We start from the raw sequence: 16,010 nt of genomic DNA, 5'->3' as shown, positions 1-16,010 counted from the left end.
GCCAGGTAATAAATGAGTGGGAAAAATTAATGGTTTCCACGCATGCCATACCATAACCAGAGGCCCGGAGCATCGCCGGCGCGAGTCGCGAGTTCAGAGAAGGGTTTCCCGCCGCTGCCGGTGCGATGCGGGGGCGTCTTAGTTGACATTCGAGCGGATCATCCCCCTTGGTCGACAAGGTTCCTAGAGCTGGCATCTGAGCCACGCGGCGCTTGAGGAGAGACCGATGGCCGAGCGGACCGAAAAGTTCGAACGTTTCCGCGCGCTGCATGCACAAGACCGCGCGTTTGTTGTTCCCAACCCCTGGGACGCCGGTACAGCGCGACTCCTAGCACATCTTGGGTTCGAGGCCTTGGCTACGACCAGTGCTGGCTATGCCTTTTTCGAGGGTAAACTCGACTCCTCGAGCAGCTTTGGCCGTGAGGAAATTCTGGCGAACGCCGCCGAAATTGTGGCCGCAACCGACCTGCCCGTCTCCGCCGATCTGGTAGATGGATTTGGCGGCGCACCGGAGGATTGTGCTCGAACGATACGGGAGGCGGCCGAGATAGGCTTGATTGGTGGCTCGATCGAGGATGCGACAGGCAATCCCGACATGCCTATCTACACGTTCGAACTCGCGGTCGAACGCGTGCGGGCGGCGGCCGAGACAGCGCGAGACAGGTCGTTTCTGTTGACAGCGCGCGCCGAGAACTTCCTGTGCGGAAACCCCGATCTGGACGACACTATCAACCGCCTCCAAGCATTTTCGGAGGCCGGGGCAGATGTCCTCTATGCACCCGGCCTGCCGGACCTGAGGGCGATCCGCACGGTCTGCGACGCGCTCGACAAACCTGTCAACGTGGTCATGGGCCTTCGCGGACCAAACTGGTCGGTAGACGAACTGTCGGCCGCGGGCGTCCGCCGGATCAGTGTTGGCGGATCATTCGCGCGTGCAGCTCTTGGTGCGCTCTACCGTGCGGCGGCAGAAGTCCGGGATCTCGGGACATTCAGCTATGCTGATGCCGCCCTGCCGGGCGCGGAAATTGCGCGCATCATGGGTGCCCGCAACTGAGCTTCGCGGGCTGAACGCGATCCCACCTGAATCCGCGCTTCAAGGTAGTTGGCAGGAAGCGGTTTTGTCCTCGAAGGCAGATAGATAGGCCAAAACGGCAAAACTATCTGCCACCAAACAACCGGTGAAGGTGGTCACAAAGACCTGCCTCTATGTCCAGAACCGATCCAGTGAAAACAAAGCTGGGAAATCCCGGTACGGACTCGAGACTGCCTCTTTAGTCAGAAAGGTTTGCCTCTCAGGGGCCAAACCTCCCTCCTAACTGCGCTCACGGTCGCTCATACCGCTTGGAGAATGTCAGAGCTTCTGGCGCTGCCTGACTGCATTTACTTCGTCGAGGTGTGCCCCCAGCCACTCCGAGACAGCATTGAGGCGCTCAGCTAAACCTTTCCCCAAGGGTGTCAGGCTATATGTGACCTGGGGGGGAGCCGAGCCGTCTGCATGTCGCGCGACGAACCCGTCTCGCACCAAGAGTTTCAGTGTCTGCGACAGCATCTTTTCGCTGATGCCCTCTACAGAGTCGCGCAGGAGATAGAAACGCAGAGGACGCTGGCCAAGTGCGATCAGGATGAGGATGCCCCAGCGGCTGGTGACGAGAGCAAAGGCCTCTCTCCAGACGCATCCACTCTTCAGGGGTCCCTGTCGCTCGCTCATGTCGGTCATGCTGGGGCCCGTACGAAAAGGTGCGTTCTTGCGCTTCTCTACAAGCTTTCTGAAAGTAAGCCTACCAGCTGTCAGCCTGACAGCATCACTGCACAGGAAAATGATCCATGCCGCCTCCCCCCTTCGTTTCCATGATCGACTACACAGTTCCTTCCCCCGAGCGGCAGGCCGAGATCGCCGGGGCCTTCCAACGCATCCAAGAGGATTGGGTGGCACCCTACGCTGGTTTTCGGTCCGCACGTTTCCTTGCGAGCACCGATGGACGACTTGTGCGGGTGATCGTGGAGTGGGAGAGCGAGGCGGCAATGCGCGAGTTTGAGCAGGTTTCCGACACTGCAGGGCGTCTCGCTGCGCTCGATGCGGCCTTCCGGCTTCATGACACGCAAGGCAGCCGGCAGACGTTTAGAGAGTTGTCAACTGTCTGGCCCCGAGAGACCTCGGCATGACCATCTCGGTGTTCTCGGACTACGTCTGCCCTTGGTGCTACATTGCCCTCCGGAAAATCGACCGAACCCTTGCGCATATCCCAATGGGCCGCTGCCCAGAAATCATCTGGCGGGCTTTTCAACTCGATCCCGACGCCGGCCAGATTCCCGGGCCGACAGTCGAGCAGGCCATGCGGACATGGTACCCAGACACTGCCCAGGCCAACGCTCGCATGTCGCGGATCAGGTCGGCCGGGCGGAAGGAAGGCCTGGTCCTGCGCCTGGACCTCGCACGTCCCGTCAACACAAGGGATGCTCATTGCCTTGCCAAGCTCGCGCGGCACCTCGGGCTTGCTTCTCCGCTCAACGAGGCTGTCTTCCGTGCGTATCACCTCGAAGGTTCGAACATTGCCGATCCTGAGGTGCTGGTGAGGATAGCACAGTCGGTGGGGATTGACCCTCGCCTGACGGAACTGTTCTTGCGAAGCGGCGAAGGGGTCGGAGAGGTCGAGGACGATCAGAAAACCGCACGGACCCAAGGCGTAAAAGGCGTACCAACTCTGGTTCGCGATGGCGCCCAAGGACCAAGCGCTCCGATCTCGACCAATCAAACAGACGAGGCTTTGGCTCAGGCTCTTCAGGACCATGCCACGAACCTTCGTTGAACCAGCAGTGTTCCTCGATGGGAGCAGCATGTCCTCAGAGCTGTGAAGCACGCGACGCTTAACGGCCCGCCTGGCCAGATTGCGGGACCATTGCGATATGTCGACCAACGAATGACCGCCCACCGCACATGGTTCGGCCTCTTTGTGTTGGGTTGATAGGCGCCGCCGAGGCGCTGTCATCTGGCACGGTGCGCTTCGAGAGACCGAAGCACCCGATGCGCTCGCCGATCTAATTGTCGCGGCACTGACCGTCAAAGATTAGCACTCAGGCCGGGGGATTCGGGCGAGCCGAACGCCCCTCCGCTGCACACGGCTTCGCCCATCGCATGCCAGAGGCAAGTTAACTGATCAAAAAGGCAGAACTATCTGCCACCAAACAACCGGTGGGTGCAGTCAAATAGTTTTGCCTTCACGACGCGAAAATACCTTTTCGAAACAAAGAGGCCAAAAACCGCGATGCGGAGCGGATTCTGCCTTTTTTCTCAGATGCGTTTGCCTCTCATAAGCCTTTAACCTGCGCACATAGGCGCAAACAATCGCCGAGATCAAAGCGCGAGATACTCCTTGGCAGATCCGTGCGCCTCGCGCCGTGTGCCCGAGAAGGTCGACAACGCGACCTGCAACTGCGACGAATAAGGACGCCGCAGAGCCCTCAGAGGTGAGCGATCATGACGCCGAAACCACTGAACTACGAGGGTGAGCCGTTTGCGGGACCGGCCTTCAAGACCCTGGCCTGGATCGAAGGCTCGCTCGCGGACCCTTCGATGGTCGAGCGTCTGGTCCCGCTCTTCGACCTCTATGTCGAACGTTTTGGGGAGGTGTCGCTTTACCTCATGCAGGGCGGACGCGGCAAAAAGGGCAGGCCTACGAAGGCGACGGCAAAGGCTCTCGCTGCTGCGCGCGAGTGGTTGCTGACGCCGCCGCACAGCTTTCCGACCACCCTGCGGATGTTAACCTATGACGAAGACCAGGACCTGACGATTGCTCCGCATTTCTGCCTTGAGGAAGGCGTCGGGATGGTGATGGTCGAGTTCGATCAAGGACCGGAAGGTCCCGACCTCGCTCTGGCCGACCAGGTGGTCGAGATGCTTTCGGTCTTGCCGATGATCTGCGGCGTCGTCGGCTACGGCTTCTACCTGCCCGAGAACCTCGACAGCCTGATCTTCAACCTGCCGCAAACGACCGCACGCTATCGCTGCGCCATCGAAATCCAGCTGTCCGGTCCCGACGGGGGAATTCGCAAGGAACGGTCGTTCTTTCCCTTCGATCGCTATCCGAATGTCGAATCGGGGATTGCCGATATCGGCTGGCAGACGCTGATTGGTCCGTCGTTCCTCGACCGGATCCCGGATCTTGGTGACCTGGCCGAGGTCCCTGGGGTGACGGTCGAAAAACGCGGCAACACCGTCATCATCAAGGCTGGCCCGGCGCCGATCTGGGGCGACGTGAAACGCGGCGAGGATATTTCGGCCTATCGCGAGATCGCGCGGGTTCTGGCCGATGTCCGGTATCCCTTCGAGGTGGCGCGCGGCAGTCTGTTTGGTGATGCCATTGGCGATGCTGAGTATCTCGACCGGGTCGCGGCCTATCTCACCCGTTTCAATAAGGAACCATGATGAGCATTCTCGACGTCTTGCCGCCGCGGTTGACGGCACCCGCCGCCATCCCGCCGATGATCGTGGCGGCGCGGATCGACGTCGCAATGGTCGATCAGGCCGCGGACGGGAAGGACATCACCCACAACCGCGAGGAAATGCCCGACTCGCTTTCCGACGTCGCGCAACTGCTGCGGCAGGGCTTCCTCGGGCCTGCGGGCGCTGCCACGCTGAAGTTTTCGGAGCCTGAGCGCGGCCATTTCCTGATCAGCTATGACGGTGGGCCACGCCATCCCGACCTGATCGTGCTGCTGCTTCGGTTCGTGCATACGCTCAACCAAACACCGCCGCGCTCGTGGGAAATGGTGCTCAATGCCTTCGACGGCGACGAGGCGGCTGCGCGCGAGGTTTATGCAGGCGGTGATTTCGTCGATGCCATCGCCGCCGTCCGCGTCACCGCCGAGGGCGCCGGCGGCAAGCCGCGCGCCTTCGATCCCTTGCGACCCGCCGGGCCAACCAATGGGCTGGACCAGCTTCGCGGCGATACCGTGCGCGCCAAGAAGGTGGCGGTGCCCGACGTCGAGACAGAGGATGCGTGGTTGAGCTTCAGCGTCCTCGGCGTCTTCAACCCGCCCGAGATCGCAGACGAAGATACCGACCCCGAAATCTTTGCGAGTGGATCCGATCTGGTGATCGATCGTATCACGGCCGAGCCGTCCTGGGTCGTCGCCTTCCTCACCCTGCTGGCCCCGGGTGGTTTCGAGGCGCAGATCGAGGAATGATCTCGCATCGCGGCGAACTGGGGGCAGGTGCCAACTCCCTAGGTTATCGAGATTAGGCCCACGAAGGTTGGGCAAGTGCGCATCCGGAATGAATGCGCGTAATATCGTTGCACTGGTTTCATCAGGGGAAACGGCGCGGGTGCGGATTGTCCATGCCCGCAACACCCTGACAAGTACAAAAATGGCAGGAGACGGAGGACCAGATGTGGAAGACAGTCAAGTATATCGTCCACATGCTGCTTGGATATTGGCTGGGGGTTGTACTTTTCGCAATTGGGGGCTTGGCGCTTGGGGGTGCGGTTGAGATGAACTCATGGCCCCTGTTCATTATCGGAATCGCAGCAATCCTGTGGGGCTTCTGGTTGATCGGTGTTTAAGGCGCTCAGGCTCGATCAGAGGCAACGATCCGCCGACCCTCGCACTCGTTCGGATCTCCGAGCGAGCCGCCAGTGCGCAACTGTTCGGGAGATTCGGGCAAGCCGAACGCCCCTCACTTCCGGGACTCGCTCGAACAATCGCAGCCCAGAGGCAAGCTAACTGATCAGAAAGGCAGAACTATCTGCCACCAAACAACCGGGAAATGGTCGGAGCGAGAGGATTCGAACCTCCGACCCCCTGCTCCCGAAGCAGGTGCGCTACCAGGCTGCGCTACGCTCCGACCGTGGGGCGGCAGGTAGACCGCGCGCAGGGGGATTGCAAGTGGATTTGCGCCGCCGGATGCCTAACGAAGGGGGCGCGTGCGCGTGGTCGTGACGGGGCGGTTGTCAGACCCGCGGCGCTCACGCGCGACGATGTAGAGGCCGGCGGCCACGATCATGGTGACCCCTGCGAGGGTCACTGCGTCCGGGTGTTCGGCAAACAGCAGCCAGCCGAACATCACCGCCCAGATGATCTGGCTGTACTGCATCGGCGCCACGATCGCCGCCTCGCCGGCCCGATATGCAGCGAGCATGACGGCGTTGCCGAGCAGGTTCAGCACCGCGATCACGGCCATCAGCCCCAAGTCCAGCCCGGCGGGCGGGCGATAGACCAGGGGCATTGCCAAGCCGGCGGTGGCCAGCATTCCCATAACTGGCCAGTAGAGCATGACGACGCTCCGCTCGATCCCGCCGAGGCGGCGGGCGATGACGCCGGTCAGCGCAGAGCAGAATGCCCCGACCAGAGCTGCGGCATGGCCGGCAGTCAGTGGCGCGCTGCCCGGGCGCAGGACGACCAGCACACCCGCGAGGCCGACCAGGATCGCGAGCCACCGATGCAGGCCGACCCGCTCGCCCAGCAGGGGAATCGCCATGACGGTGACCCACAGCGGCATGGTGAAGAGCAGGGCATAGGTCTCGGCCAGTGGCAGCACCGCGAAAGCATACATGGACGATCCGGCGGCGATGACCATGGCGATGGTTCGCAGCATCACCCAGCGGGGCGCGACCGGGCGCAGCAAGGCAGGCGCGCGCTCATGTGCCAGGGCGAGGGTCACCAGCGGCAGGCTGAACAGCGCGACAAAGAACAGGATCTGCAGGGGGGAGAACCGGCTGCCGAGCGATTTGATGATGACGTCATGCGTGGCCAGGATCGCCATGGCCAGCAGGGCAAGGGCGGCCGCACGCAGGTTGCCGCCGCCCGTCACGGATCAGGCCGCGGCCAGCGCGGCCACGATCCGGTCACCCATCTGGCCGGTGGTGACGGCGGTGCCGCCATCTGGTCCCATCAGGTCCGCAGTGCGCACGCCGTCGGCCAGCACCCGCTCGACCGCGGCCTCGATGGCGTCTGCCTCTGCGGCGCGGTCAAACGAATAGCGCAGGCACATCGCAAAGCTGAGGATGCAGGCGATCGGGTTGGCCTTGCCCTGCCCCGCGATGTCGGGGGCGCTGCCGTGCACGGGCTCGTAAAGGGCCTTGGGCCGGCCGTTCGCCATCGGCGCGCCGAGGCTGGCCGAGGGCAGCATCCCGAGGCTACCGGTCAGCATCGCCGCAGCGTCCGACAGGATGTCGCCGAACAGGTTGTCGGTCACGATCACGTCGAACTGCTGCGGTCTGCGAACCAGCTGCATGGCGCCGTTGTCTGCATACATGTGCGACAGCTCGACCTCGGGATATTCGTTGTCGTGGACCCACTGCACCTCTTCGCGCCACAAAATCCCCGATTCCATGACGTTGGCCTTTTCCATCGAGCAGACGCGGTTGCCGCGCTTTTTCGCCAGCTCAAAGGCGGCGCGAGCGACGCGGCGGATCTCTCCGCTGGTATAGCGCTGGGTGTTGACGCCGACACGGCCACCTTCATTGTCGGGGTTGTTGTCATCCGCATGGATGCCGCGCGGCTCGCCAAAATAGACGCCGCTTGTCAGCTCGCGCACGATCAGGATGTCGAGGCCGGCCACCACCTCGCGCTTGAGGCTGCTGAAATCGGCCAGCGCGTCAAAGCATTGCGCCGGGCGCAGGTTGGCGAACAGGTCCATCTCCTTGCGCAGGCGCAGCAGCCCACGCTCGGGCTTCACGCTGAAGTCGAGATCGTCATAGGCCGGCCCGCCCACGGCCCCGAGCAGCACCGCGTCGACGGCCTGCGCGCGCGCCATGACCTCGTCGGTCAGGGGGGTGCCGTGGGCGTCATAGCTGGCGCCGCCAACCAGCCCCTCCTCGACGCGGAACGTCAGGCCGCGATTGGCGCCGAGCCAGTCGATCACCTTGCGGACCTCGGCCATGACCTCGCGGCCGATACCGTCGCCGGGCAGGATCAGGAGGGAATAGCTGTCGGACATCTCGGGCCTCGCAAGCAGACTGGAAAGGATGCCGGCACGGGGCTGCGGCCGCTTTCGCGGCGGCACCCGGCAGACGGTTTCGCGTATCCGGGGCTTTCCTTACCGTCAAGTCACGCCGTTTTGCCTTGCACCGGCGGCGCGTCTCAGGCCCGATGGCGCCTGTTAGGCGGCGTCAAAGGGGCTGGGAATGCGCATCTCGTGGTTGCTTTTCGCCCTGCTCATGCCAGCGGGCGCCACGCTCGCCAACGACCGCCTCAGCGTGCAACTGCCGGATGTGTCGGGCCTTGACCGGCGCGAGGCCGAGGCGCTGATCACAGAACTGGCCGAGGTCAACGTCATCACCTCGAACTGCCCCGACTGGCAGGTTGATGACAGCGCATGGGCGCTGATCACAGGCACCGGTGAAAAGCTTGCGAGCCAGCTAGGCCTCGATCCGTCGACCTACGATTCGCGTTACTACGGGCCGGCCTTCGCGCTGCTGGACGATCCCGGCGCCTGCGACCGGATCGGGCCAAAGGCCGCCGGCCTGATCGACCGCCTCAAGGCGATGGGCGGCAGCAAGGCCGCTGCAAAGCCGTGAGCGTCAGATCACGAAATCGGCGGATTGCGCGCCGGTGATGCGCAGCAGCTCGACCGGCGCGATGGCGAGGACATGGCGGGGCGTGCCCGCAGCGGCTCAGACCTCGTCGAAATCCGACAGCCGCGGGTCCCAATAGACCGGAACGCGACTCAGATGGCCGATCGGGGCGACGCCGCCGATGGCAAATCCGGTTTCCGCCCGCACCAGATCCGCGTCCGCCTTGCCCAGCCCCTCGCCCGCCAGCAACGCCGCCTTGGCGGGATCGACCCGGTTGCCACCGGCGGTCAGAAACAGGCGGCAGGCGCCGCTGGCCTCACCCCGGAACAGGATGGACTTGACGATCTGATCGAGGCTGCAGCCGCAACTGGCAGCGGCATCTGCCGCCGTGCGGCAATCGCCCAACTCGTGGATGCGAACGTCCAAGCCTGCATCGCGCAGTGCCGCCTGCACGCGGGCCACGCTTTTCGACATCAAAGGCGCTCGATGGCGATAGCGGTGCCCTCGCCGCCGCCGATGCAGATCGCGGCGATACCCCGGCGCAGGCGACGCGCTTGCAGGGCATGCAGCAAGGTGACCATGATCCGGGCGCCCGACGCGCCGATCGGGTGGCCCAGCGCGCAGGCCCCGCCGTTCACGTTGAGACGCGCATGCGGAACGCCCAGCCGCGCCATGAAGGCCATCGGCACGACGGCGAAGGCTTCGTTGACTTCCCACAGGTCGACATCGTCGACGTCCCAGCCGATCTGTGCGAGCAGCTTTTCCGTGGCCGGCATGGGCGCGGTCGGGAAATCCGCCGGCGCCTGGGCGTGCCCGGCATATCCCACGATCCGGGCCACGGCATGATCGCCTTGGCCCGACAGTACCAGCGCCGCCGCGCCGTCGCTGATCGAACTGCTGTTGGCCGCCGTCACCGTCCCGTCCTTGCGGAAGGCTGGTCTCAGGGTCGGGATCTTTTCGGGCCGGGCATTGCCGGGCTGCTCGTCCGTGTCGACCAGCGTCTCACCGTCGCGGCCGGGCACTGCGACCGGTACGATCTCGGCCGCGAACGCGCCCGAGGCGATGGCGCCCTGCGCACGCGCCAGCGATTCCAGCGCATAGGCGTCCTGCGCCTCGCGGGTAAAGGCAAAGGCCGCGGCGCAATCCTCGGCGAAGGTGCCCATCAACCGCCCCTGCCCGTCCGGGCCGCGGACATAGGCATCCTCCAGCCCGTCAAGGAACATCGAATCGAACGCTTGGGTATGCCCAATCCGCGCACCGCCACGCATCTTCGGCAGCAGGTAGGGCGCGCCGGTCATGCTCTCCATACCGCCGGCGACCACGGCGGCCGCCGAACCTGCGCGGATCATGTCAGCGCCGGTCATGACCGCCTGCATGCCGCTGCCGCACATCTTGTTCAGAGTGACGGCCGGCACATCTTGCGCGAGACCGGCGGCAAAGCCCGCCTGACGCGCGGGCGCTTGCCCCAGCCCCGCCGGCAGCACGCACCCCATCAGCACTGCCTCGACATCCGTAGTCGCCAGGCCGGTCTGCGCAAGCGCCCCCGCGATTGCAACGCCGCCCAACGCGGGCGCCGCGACCGTGCCCAGCGCGCCTTGCAACCCGCCCATCGGCGTGCGCGCGGACCCGAGGATGAAGACGTCATTTCCGGACAATTTTAAGTACCTCCTGGATTGGCGAGGGCGGTAACCGGATCTAAACCTTTGTGCCTTAGGCCGGCAGTAGAGGAAATCGACAAATTCCGAGGTGCGCGATGAAACTGGTGGCCGAACTTCAGGGCGACGTGCTGGCCGTCAGGTTGGACGAGGCGCGCCTCGATGCAGCCGTGGCGACCTTTTTCAAGGACGAGATGCGCCGGGTCATGGAGCTTGGCGGCAGGACCGTGCTGCTCGACCTTGGCCAGGTAGACTTCATGGACAGCTCCGGCCTCGGGGCCCTGATTGCGGTCCTAAAATCGATGCCGCGCGAACGGCCGCTGGAGCTGAAGGGGCTGCAGCCCAATGTCCAACGTGTGTTCCGGCTGACGCGCATGGACAGCGTATTCACCATCAGAGATAACCATTCCCTGCCGACCGCCGGGGCCGCCTGAGATGCGCTCGCGCTCCACCGGATACCGGCGCCCGCCCCGGGTCCCCTTTCCGCCGCTTCACGAAGTCCCGTCCGAATTGCTGGCGCCTGGCAGTGGGGGCGGTCCCTTCTGCCGCGCGCTACGCCCCGAGCCGCTGGAAATCCGCAGCACCCTGATCGAAATGCGCTCGCGTTTCGCCGATCCCTACGGCGAGGATCTGGTCGGCAAGCTGGAACTGGTCATCGCAGAGATACTGAACAACATCGCCGAGCATGGCGTCGAGGTGATCGCGCGCGAAGCCGGCAGTGAAAATCCCGGTGCCGCGGGGCGCGTCCACTTGAGTATCGCGCATGCCGAGGGCGGCCTGTTCTGCATCGTCTGCGACGACGGCGACGCAGTTCCCGGCAACTGCTTCATCCCTGGCACACTGCCGCGCAGCGCCCACGGCCCCGTCGAGACGCTGCCGGAAGGCGGGTTTGGCTGGCCGCTGATCTGCGAGATCACCGAGCAACTCTATTACCGACCCGATGCCGGCCACAATGTGCTGGCGTTCCTGGTGCCGAAAGTCGGCCCACCGGCAGCAGCTTGATCCAGCAACTGCCTGCGCAGGTCACGCCGGGCAGCGGCAGCTTGAAGTCGTGGCGCTCTCTAAAGAGATGAGAAGGGCAACGAATGGCTGGTCGCCAACGGCCGCCCAACCAGCGCAAAGCTGAGTGCGCGTCCCATCAGAAGCCCGCGCCCTGAACAGAGCGCCGCGACCACGGCGGTAGCCAAGCCTCAGTTCAGCAGTCCATCCAGCGGATAGCGGCCGTCCTCAAACTCGCCGAACAAACTGGCGACCTCGGGATGTTCGACCGGCTCGCCCGACTTGTCGGGGACGAGGTTCTGTTCAGAGACATACGCGACATAAAAGCTCGCCTCGTTCTCGGCGAACAGGTGGTAGTAGGGTTGGTCGCGTGCCGGGCGGACCTCTTCGGGGATCGCCTCGTACCATTCCTCGGTATTGGCGAACTCCGGATCGACGTCAAAGACCACCCCGCGAAACGGGTGGTTGCGATGTCGGACCACTTGTCCGAGGGCAAATTTTGCGGTTTTGGAATTCATGCATGGCCTCGTGAGCCGCGATATAGGGCGCAGCCTCGCCGCTGTCCATGCAAGCCCCCGTCGCATCTGGCGGACACGCGCCCAGCCCGCTGCGGATATGCGCGCGATCAAGGCGCGCGGTCGACCGGCACCGTGGAAATGGACATCTTGGCCGACCCTTCGGCCACTTGGCTGGCATGGACGAGATAGACAAGCACGCCGTTCGGCTCGTCATAGATCCGGGTCACCCGCAGCGACTTGAAGATCAGCGATCTGCCTTCGCTGAACACCGCCTCGCCCTTCGGGCCACGCGCAATGTCGCCGGGCACCACCGGTCCGGTGCGCGAGCATTCGATGGCGCTGTTCGATGGGTCCTCGAACCAGTTGCCGTTGCGCAGCCGATCGATGGTAGAGCGCTCGAAATAGGCCAGATGGCAGGTCACGCCCGGCACCTTGGGGTCATGAAACGCCTCGACCACGATGTCGTTGCCGACCCAGTCGACACCGACCTTGCCGACCTGGTCAGCCGCGGCCTGCGTCGCCGCCAACGCCAGCAGCGCCGCAATCACCCGTCCCATGGCCGCCCTCCGTTCTGTCCACCGCGCTGCCTGCCACACCGCCGCCCATCGGATCAACCGGGATACGGCGCTGCGACTGCGACGGGCCGAGCCACTGTGGTGCGTCATCCGTCAGCAGCCAGACCCCCTCCGCATCGATTCGTACCGCCGAGACCGGTCCGCCGGTGGCCGCCCCGGTGTCGAGATTGACGCGATTGCCAAAGTGCCGCACTCGGCGGCCGGGCGTATGACCATGCACGACCAGCACCCCATGGTCGCGCAGATCGCTTTGAAACGGCTTGCGAATCCACAGCATGTCTGTTTCGGCCTGCGCCTGCAGGTCGAGCGCCGGGCGAATGCCGGCATGAACGAATAGCGCCAGCGGTGACAGCCAACTGGTCGGCAGGCGGGCCAGCCAGTCGCGGGTGGCTTGCGGTACGCGCGCCAGCGCCTCGGTATGAACCTCGGCCAACGGGCGGGTCGAGGCATCGGGGACACCGAACGAGGCGAGTACGACGTCGCCTCCCCCGGCGGGATCGATCCACCGGCCAGCGCTGCGCTTGCCCGGATCGCACGCCTCGGGGTCGTCGAGGAAGATGCTGAACATGCGCTCGTGATTGCCCTTCAGAACGATCCAGGGCTGGCCTTGCGCCTGACCGTCCATCAGAAACTGCACCACCTCGCGCGAGGCCGGCCCCTTTGCGATCAGATCGCCAACATGGACCACCGGCGCTGCCGTATCGCCGCAGCGGGCGCGGTCCGCAGCGATCCGGGCATGGGCCACGGCCAGGCCTTCCGCCTGGCCGTGAATATCCCCGAGCGCATAGATCCGCATCTGGCCTGCCGTCACACCTCGAAGGCCAACGGACGAACCTGCTCGAACTTGCCGGTCTCGAGCAGCGCCTGGCGGACCTCTTCGGGCAAGGGCTCATCCAGATAGGTGATCGCGATCGCGTCCCCGCCCGCTGCCGCGCGGCCCAGCGTGAAGTTTGCCATGTTCACCCCCAGACGCCCCAAGGTCATGCCAAGCGTGCCGATAACACCCGGCAAGTCCTTGTTTCTGGTATACATCATATGCGCGCCGATTTCGGCGTCCACATTGATTCCGCGAATCTGCACAAAACGCGGCTTGCCGTCGCTGAAGACGGTCCCGCCGATCGAGCGCTCGCGATCGCCGGTCACCATCGTCACCTTGATGTAGCCGTCATAGACGCCCGATTTGTCCTGGGTCGTGGTCGCGATCTGGATGCCGCGCTCCTTCGCGATGACAGGGGCCGAGACCATGTTCACATCCGGATTCGCGGCCTTCATGACGCCCGCGATCACCGCCGCGTTCAGCGCCTGCAGGTTCATCCCCGCGGCGACCCCGTCGTAAAGGATGTTGATTGCCTTGATCGGCTCGTCCGTCATCTGCCCGACAAAGCCGCCCAGATGCCCGGCCAGCTTGATCCACGGTCCCATGACCGCGGCCTCTTCGGCGGTGACGCTGGGCATGTTCAGGGCATTGGCGACGGCCCCGGTCAGCAGATAGTCGGCCATCTGCTCGGCGACTTGCAGGGCAACATTCTCCTGCGCCTCGGTGGTGCTGGCGCCAAGATGCGGGGTCACGACGACATTAGACAGGCCGAACAGTGGGCTTTCTGTCGCAGGCTCTGTCGCGAACACGTCAAAGGCGGCACCGGCGACCTGGCCGCTTTTCAGCGCCTCGGCCAAGGCGGCCTCGTCCACCAACCCGCCGCGAGCGCAGTTGATGATGCGCACGCCGGGTTTTGTCCCCGCAATCGCCTCGGCCGACAGGATATTGCGGGTTTTGTCGGTCAGCGGGACGTGCAGGGTGATGAAATCGGACTTGGCCAGCAACTCGTCCAGTTCGACCTTCTTGGCGCCGATCTCGGCCGCGCGTTCCTCGGACAGGAAAGGGTCATAGGCCAGCACCTTCATGTGCAGGCCCAGCGCCCGGTCGATGACGATTCCGCCGATATTGCCTGCGCCGATCACGCCGAGCGTCTTGTTAAACAGCTCGACACCCATGAAGCGGTTCTTTTCCCATTTGCCGGCATGGGTGCTGACGCTCGCCTCGGGCAGTTGCCGGGCGACGGCGAACATCATCGCGATGGCATGCTCGGCGGTGGTGACGCTGTTGCCGAACGGGGTGTTCATCACGATCACCCCGCGCTTGGAGGCGGCGGGAATATCGACGTTGTCGACCCCGATCCCCGCGCGCCCGATGACCTTCAGTCGGGTGGCCCTTTCCAGCAGCTTTTCCGTGGCCTTGGTGGCAGACCGGATGGCGAGGCCATCGTAATTGCCGATCACCTCGGCCAGCTTTTCCTTGTCCTTGCCCAGATCGGGCAAGTAGTCGACCTCGACCCCGCGATCGCGAAAGATCTGGACGGCGGTTTCCGACAGCGCATCGGACACGAGAACCTTGGGTGCCATTGGCTTGCTCCTGCGGGGCGCGCGCGCAGCGTCAGCCCCTTGAACTGAATTAAAATATCCGAGTGGTCCGAGGGCGGTGCCCCGATCCAGAGGTCAGGCCTGCGCAGCAAGCTCGCTGCGATAGGCCCATTCGACCCAAGGCATCAGCGCGGCGACATCCGCCGTCTCGACGGTCGAGCCGCACCAGATCCGCAGCCCGGGGGGCGCATCGCGATAAGCGCCAATGTCCAAGGCCACGCCCTCTTTTTCCAGCCGCTTGGCGACGGCCTTGGCAAAGGCGGCTCCGTCCTTGATGGCCGGGTCGGTGAACTGCAGGCAGACCGAAGTGGTCGAGGCGGTCGCCGGATCGACGGCCAGATCGGCGATCCAGTCGCGCGCGGCGATGAAATCGCGCACCGCCCCCGCGTTGGCATCGGCCCGCGCAATGAGCGCCGGCAAACCGCCAATCCGCTCGGCCCAGTCCAGCGCGACCAAGTAATCTTCAACCGCCAGCATCGAGGGGGTGTTGATCGTCTCGCCTTCGAAGATGCCTTCGATCAGTTTGCCGCCCTTGGTCATGCGGAAAATCTTGGGCAAGGGGCGGTCGGGAACATAGCTCTCCAGCCGCTCGACCGCGCGGGGGCCGAGGACCAGCATCCCATGACCGCCCTCGCCGCCCAGCACTTTCTGCCAGCTGAAGGTCGTCACATCGAGACGGTCCCAGGGCAGATCCATCGCGAACGCGGCCGAGGTCGCATCGCAGATGGTCAGTCCGGCGCGATTCGCAGGGATCTCGGTCCCCGGCGCGACCCGCACGCCCGAGGTGGTGCCGTTCCAGGTGAACACCACGTCGCGGTCGAAATCGACGGCTGCGAAATCGACGATCTCGCCATAGCCAGCCTTGCTGACCTTGGCGTCCAGTTTCAGTTGCTTGACGGCGTCGGTAACCCAGCCCTCGCCAAAGCTTTCCCAGGCCAGCATCTGCACCGGGCGCGCGCCGAGCATCGACCACATCGCCATCTCGACCGCGCCTGTGTCCGAGGCCGGGACAATGCCGATGCGATGGGTGTTCGGGATGTTCAGAACCTTGCGGGTCTGGTCGATGGCGCGCTTGAGCCGGGCCTTGCCAACGGCAGCACGGTGCGAACGGCCCAAGGGGGCATCCGACAGCATGTCCAGGGCATATCCGGGGAGCTTGGCGCAGGGACCAGACGAAAAACGCGGATTGACCGGCCGCGTTGCCGGGAGAGTCAGATCGGTCATGGTTAGCCTTCCAGCTAAAGGCCCCTCGGTGGGGAGGGGTGGCCCACTGACCGCTCTACCGGCGCCGCCCGAGTCGCGCAACATCCGAATGTCGCGGATGCGAGGCAA

Annotated in this window: 17 protein-coding genes, 1 tRNA gene and 1 pseudogene; 8 read left to right on the top strand and 11 right to left on the bottom strand. The window is 64.4% G+C overall.

Going from position 1 to position 16,010, the window contains the following annotated elements:
• Nucleotides 1–226 precede the first annotated feature (226 nt).
• A complete protein-coding gene (locus tag DRW48_RS05580) occupies nucleotides 227–1,054 on the top strand; it encodes an isocitrate lyase/PEP mutase family protein (protein ID WP_114075542.1) in 828 nt (275 codons plus the stop codon).
• A gap of 297 nt (nucleotides 1,055–1,351) precedes the next feature.
• On the opposite strand, the gene DRW48_RS05575 is transcribed toward DRW48_RS05580, so the two are convergent.
• On the bottom strand, nucleotides 1,352–1,717 hold the full coding sequence (locus tag DRW48_RS05575; protein ID WP_114075541.1) for a winged helix-turn-helix transcriptional regulator: 366 nt from the start codon (nucleotides 1,715–1,717) through the stop codon (nucleotides 1,352–1,354).
• A gap of 107 nt (nucleotides 1,718–1,824) precedes the next feature.
• On the opposite strand from DRW48_RS05575, the gene DRW48_RS05570 reads away from it, so the two are divergent.
• The 4 genes from DRW48_RS05570 (at nucleotide 1,825) to DRW48_RS05555 (ending at nucleotide 5,184) form a co-directional block, all read left to right on the top strand.
• Entirely contained in the window at nucleotides 1,825–2,163 is a 339-nt protein-coding gene (locus tag DRW48_RS05570; RefSeq protein WP_114075540.1) for an antibiotic biosynthesis monooxygenase, read from the top strand.
• Nucleotides 2,160–2,807: a DsbA family oxidoreductase gene (locus DRW48_RS05565; RefSeq protein ID WP_114075539.1), complete on the top strand. Its 648-nt coding sequence runs from the start codon at nucleotides 2,160–2,162 to the stop codon at nucleotides 2,805–2,807. Before DRW48_RS05570 ends, DRW48_RS05565 begins: the two co-directional genes overlap by 4 nt.
• A gap of 668 nt (nucleotides 2,808–3,475) precedes the next feature.
• A complete protein-coding gene (locus DRW48_RS05560; protein ID WP_114075538.1) occupies nucleotides 3,476–4,423 on the top strand; it encodes a type VI immunity family protein in 948 nt (315 codons plus the stop codon).
• Complete coding sequence (locus DRW48_RS05555) at nucleotides 4,423–5,184, top strand: hypothetical protein (RefSeq protein ID WP_114075537.1); 762 nt, start codon at nucleotides 4,423–4,425, stop codon at nucleotides 5,182–5,184. Before DRW48_RS05560 ends, DRW48_RS05555 begins: the two co-directional genes overlap by 1 nt.
• A 581-nt stretch (nucleotides 5,185–5,765) precedes the next feature.
• Here the strand turns inward: DRW48_RS05555 and DRW48_RS05550 are convergent.
• The 3 genes from DRW48_RS05550 to leuB form a co-directional block, all read right to left on the bottom strand.
• Nucleotides 5,766–5,842 (bottom strand) — tRNA-Pro (locus DRW48_RS05550).
• 63 nt (nucleotides 5,843–5,905) lie between these two features.
• The gene (locus tag DRW48_RS05545; protein WP_241963389.1) at nucleotides 5,906–6,808 is read right to left on the bottom strand and encodes a DMT family transporter; all 903 of its coding nucleotides are present in this window, start codon (nucleotides 6,806–6,808) and stop codon (nucleotides 5,906–5,908) included.
• Between the two features lie 3 nt (nucleotides 6,809–6,811).
• Nucleotides 6,812–7,936, bottom strand: a complete 1,125-nt coding sequence (leuB, locus tag DRW48_RS05540) for a 3-isopropylmalate dehydrogenase (RefSeq protein WP_114075536.1) — start codon at nucleotides 7,934–7,936, stop codon at nucleotides 6,812–6,814.
• 187 nt (nucleotides 7,937–8,123) lie between these two features.
• Here leuB and DRW48_RS05535 point away from each other — a divergent pair, with 187 nt between their 5' ends.
• Complete coding sequence (locus tag DRW48_RS05535; protein WP_114075535.1) at nucleotides 8,124–8,516, top strand: hypothetical protein; 393 nt, start codon at nucleotides 8,124–8,126, stop codon at nucleotides 8,514–8,516.
• 3 nt (nucleotides 8,517–8,519) lie between these two features.
• Here DRW48_RS05535 and DRW48_RS05530 read toward each other — a convergent pair.
• Nucleotides 8,520–8,987 (bottom strand): annotated as a pseudogene (locus DRW48_RS05530) (YbaK/EbsC family protein).
• Complete coding sequence (locus tag DRW48_RS05525) at nucleotides 8,987–10,168, bottom strand: thiolase family protein (RefSeq protein WP_277870807.1); 1,182 nt, start codon at nucleotides 10,166–10,168, stop codon at nucleotides 8,987–8,989. Before DRW48_RS05525 ends, DRW48_RS05530 begins: the two are co-directional and overlap by 1 nt.
• A gap of 98 nt (nucleotides 10,169–10,266) precedes the next feature.
• Between DRW48_RS05525 and DRW48_RS05520 the strand changes: the two genes are divergently transcribed.
• Together DRW48_RS05520 and DRW48_RS05515 are read left to right on the top strand one after the other, a co-directional pair.
• Nucleotides 10,267–10,602 (top strand): STAS domain-containing protein, encoded by a 336-nt coding sequence (locus DRW48_RS05520; RefSeq protein WP_114075533.1) that lies wholly within the window; start codon nucleotides 10,267–10,269, stop codon nucleotides 10,600–10,602.
• Nucleotide 10,603: 1 nt separating this feature from the next.
• The gene (locus tag DRW48_RS05515; protein WP_114075532.1) at nucleotides 10,604–11,170 is read left to right on the top strand and encodes an ATP-binding protein; all 567 of its coding nucleotides are present in this window, start codon (nucleotides 10,604–10,606) and stop codon (nucleotides 11,168–11,170) included.
• A 188-nt stretch (nucleotides 11,171–11,358) separates the two neighbouring features.
• On the opposite strand, the gene hspQ is transcribed toward DRW48_RS05515, so the two are convergent.
• The 5 genes from hspQ to DRW48_RS05490 form a co-directional block, all read right to left on the bottom strand.
• On the bottom strand, nucleotides 11,359–11,685 hold the full coding sequence (gene hspQ / locus DRW48_RS05510) for a heat shock protein HspQ (RefSeq protein ID WP_114075531.1): 327 nt from the start codon (nucleotides 11,683–11,685) through the stop codon (nucleotides 11,359–11,361).
• 107 nt (nucleotides 11,686–11,792) lie between these two features.
• Complete coding sequence (locus DRW48_RS05505; RefSeq protein ID WP_114075530.1) at nucleotides 11,793–12,242, bottom strand: CreA family protein; 450 nt, start codon at nucleotides 12,240–12,242, stop codon at nucleotides 11,793–11,795.
• Complete coding sequence (locus DRW48_RS05500) at nucleotides 12,187–13,056, bottom strand: metallophosphoesterase (RefSeq protein WP_114075529.1); 870 nt, start codon at nucleotides 13,054–13,056, stop codon at nucleotides 12,187–12,189. The genes DRW48_RS05505 and DRW48_RS05500 overlap by 56 nt, the downstream gene beginning before the upstream one ends.
• Before the next feature lie 11 nt (nucleotides 13,057–13,067).
• Nucleotides 13,068–14,660, bottom strand: a complete 1,593-nt coding sequence (gene serA, locus DRW48_RS05495) for a phosphoglycerate dehydrogenase (protein ID WP_114075528.1) — start codon at nucleotides 14,658–14,660, stop codon at nucleotides 13,068–13,070.
• Between the two features lie 93 nt (nucleotides 14,661–14,753).
• Entirely contained in the window at nucleotides 14,754–15,902 is a 1,149-nt protein-coding gene (locus DRW48_RS05490; protein ID WP_114075527.1) for a phosphoserine transaminase, read from the bottom strand.
• Between the last annotated feature and the right edge of the window lie 108 nt (nucleotides 15,903–16,010).

Source organism: Paracoccus suum (assembly GCF_003324675.1).
Lineage (GTDB): Bacteria > Pseudomonadota > Alphaproteobacteria > Rhodobacterales > Rhodobacteraceae > Paracoccus > Paracoccus suum.
The sequence above is the reverse complement of the archived record's forward strand: the minus strand, read 5'-3'. Positions and strand labels throughout refer to the sequence as shown.

Bases quoted from the DNA above. Each gene is read 5' to 3' on its own strand.
- DRW48_RS05570 (WP_114075540.1), top strand. From the start codon at position 1,825: ATGCCGCCTCCCCCCTTCGTTTCCATGATCGACTACACAGTTCCTTCC.
- DRW48_RS05515 (WP_114075532.1), top strand. From the start codon at position 10,604: ATGCGCTCGCGCTCCACCGGATACCGGCGCCCGCCCCGGGTCCCCTTT.
- DRW48_RS05565 (WP_114075539.1), top strand. From the start codon at position 2,160: ATGACCATCTCGGTGTTCTCGGACTACGTCTGCCCTTGGTGCTACATT.
- leuB (WP_114075536.1), bottom strand. From the start codon at position 7,936: ATGTCCGACAGCTATTCCCTCCTGATCCTGCCCGGCGACGGTATCGGC.
- DRW48_RS05490 (WP_114075527.1), bottom strand. From the start codon at position 15,902: ATGACCGATCTGACTCTCCCGGCAACGCGGCCGGTCAATCCGCGTTTT.
- DRW48_RS05500 (WP_114075529.1), bottom strand. From the start codon at position 13,056: ATGCGGATCTATGCGCTCGGGGATATTCACGGCCAGGCGGAAGGCCTG.
- serA (WP_114075528.1), bottom strand. From the start codon at position 14,660: ATGGCACCCAAGGTTCTCGTGTCCGATGCGCTGTCGGAAACCGCCGTC.
- DRW48_RS05505 (WP_114075530.1), bottom strand. From the start codon at position 12,242: ATGGGACGGGTGATTGCGGCGCTGCTGGCGTTGGCGGCGACGCAGGCC.
- DRW48_RS05580 (WP_114075542.1), top strand. From the start codon at position 227: ATGGCCGAGCGGACCGAAAAGTTCGAACGTTTCCGCGCGCTGCATGCA.
- DRW48_RS05520 (WP_114075533.1), top strand. From the start codon at position 10,267: ATGAAACTGGTGGCCGAACTTCAGGGCGACGTGCTGGCCGTCAGGTTG.
- DRW48_RS05560 (WP_114075538.1), top strand. From the start codon at position 3,476: ATGACGCCGAAACCACTGAACTACGAGGGTGAGCCGTTTGCGGGACCG.
- DRW48_RS05535 (WP_114075535.1), top strand. From the start codon at position 8,124: ATGCGCATCTCGTGGTTGCTTTTCGCCCTGCTCATGCCAGCGGGCGCC.
- DRW48_RS05575 (WP_114075541.1), bottom strand. From the start codon at position 1,717: ATGACCGACATGAGCGAGCGACAGGGACCCCTGAAGAGTGGATGCGTC.
- DRW48_RS05555 (WP_114075537.1), top strand. From the start codon at position 4,423: ATGAGCATTCTCGACGTCTTGCCGCCGCGGTTGACGGCACCCGCCGCC.
- hspQ (WP_114075531.1), bottom strand. From the start codon at position 11,685: ATGAATTCCAAAACCGCAAAATTTGCCCTCGGACAAGTGGTCCGACAT.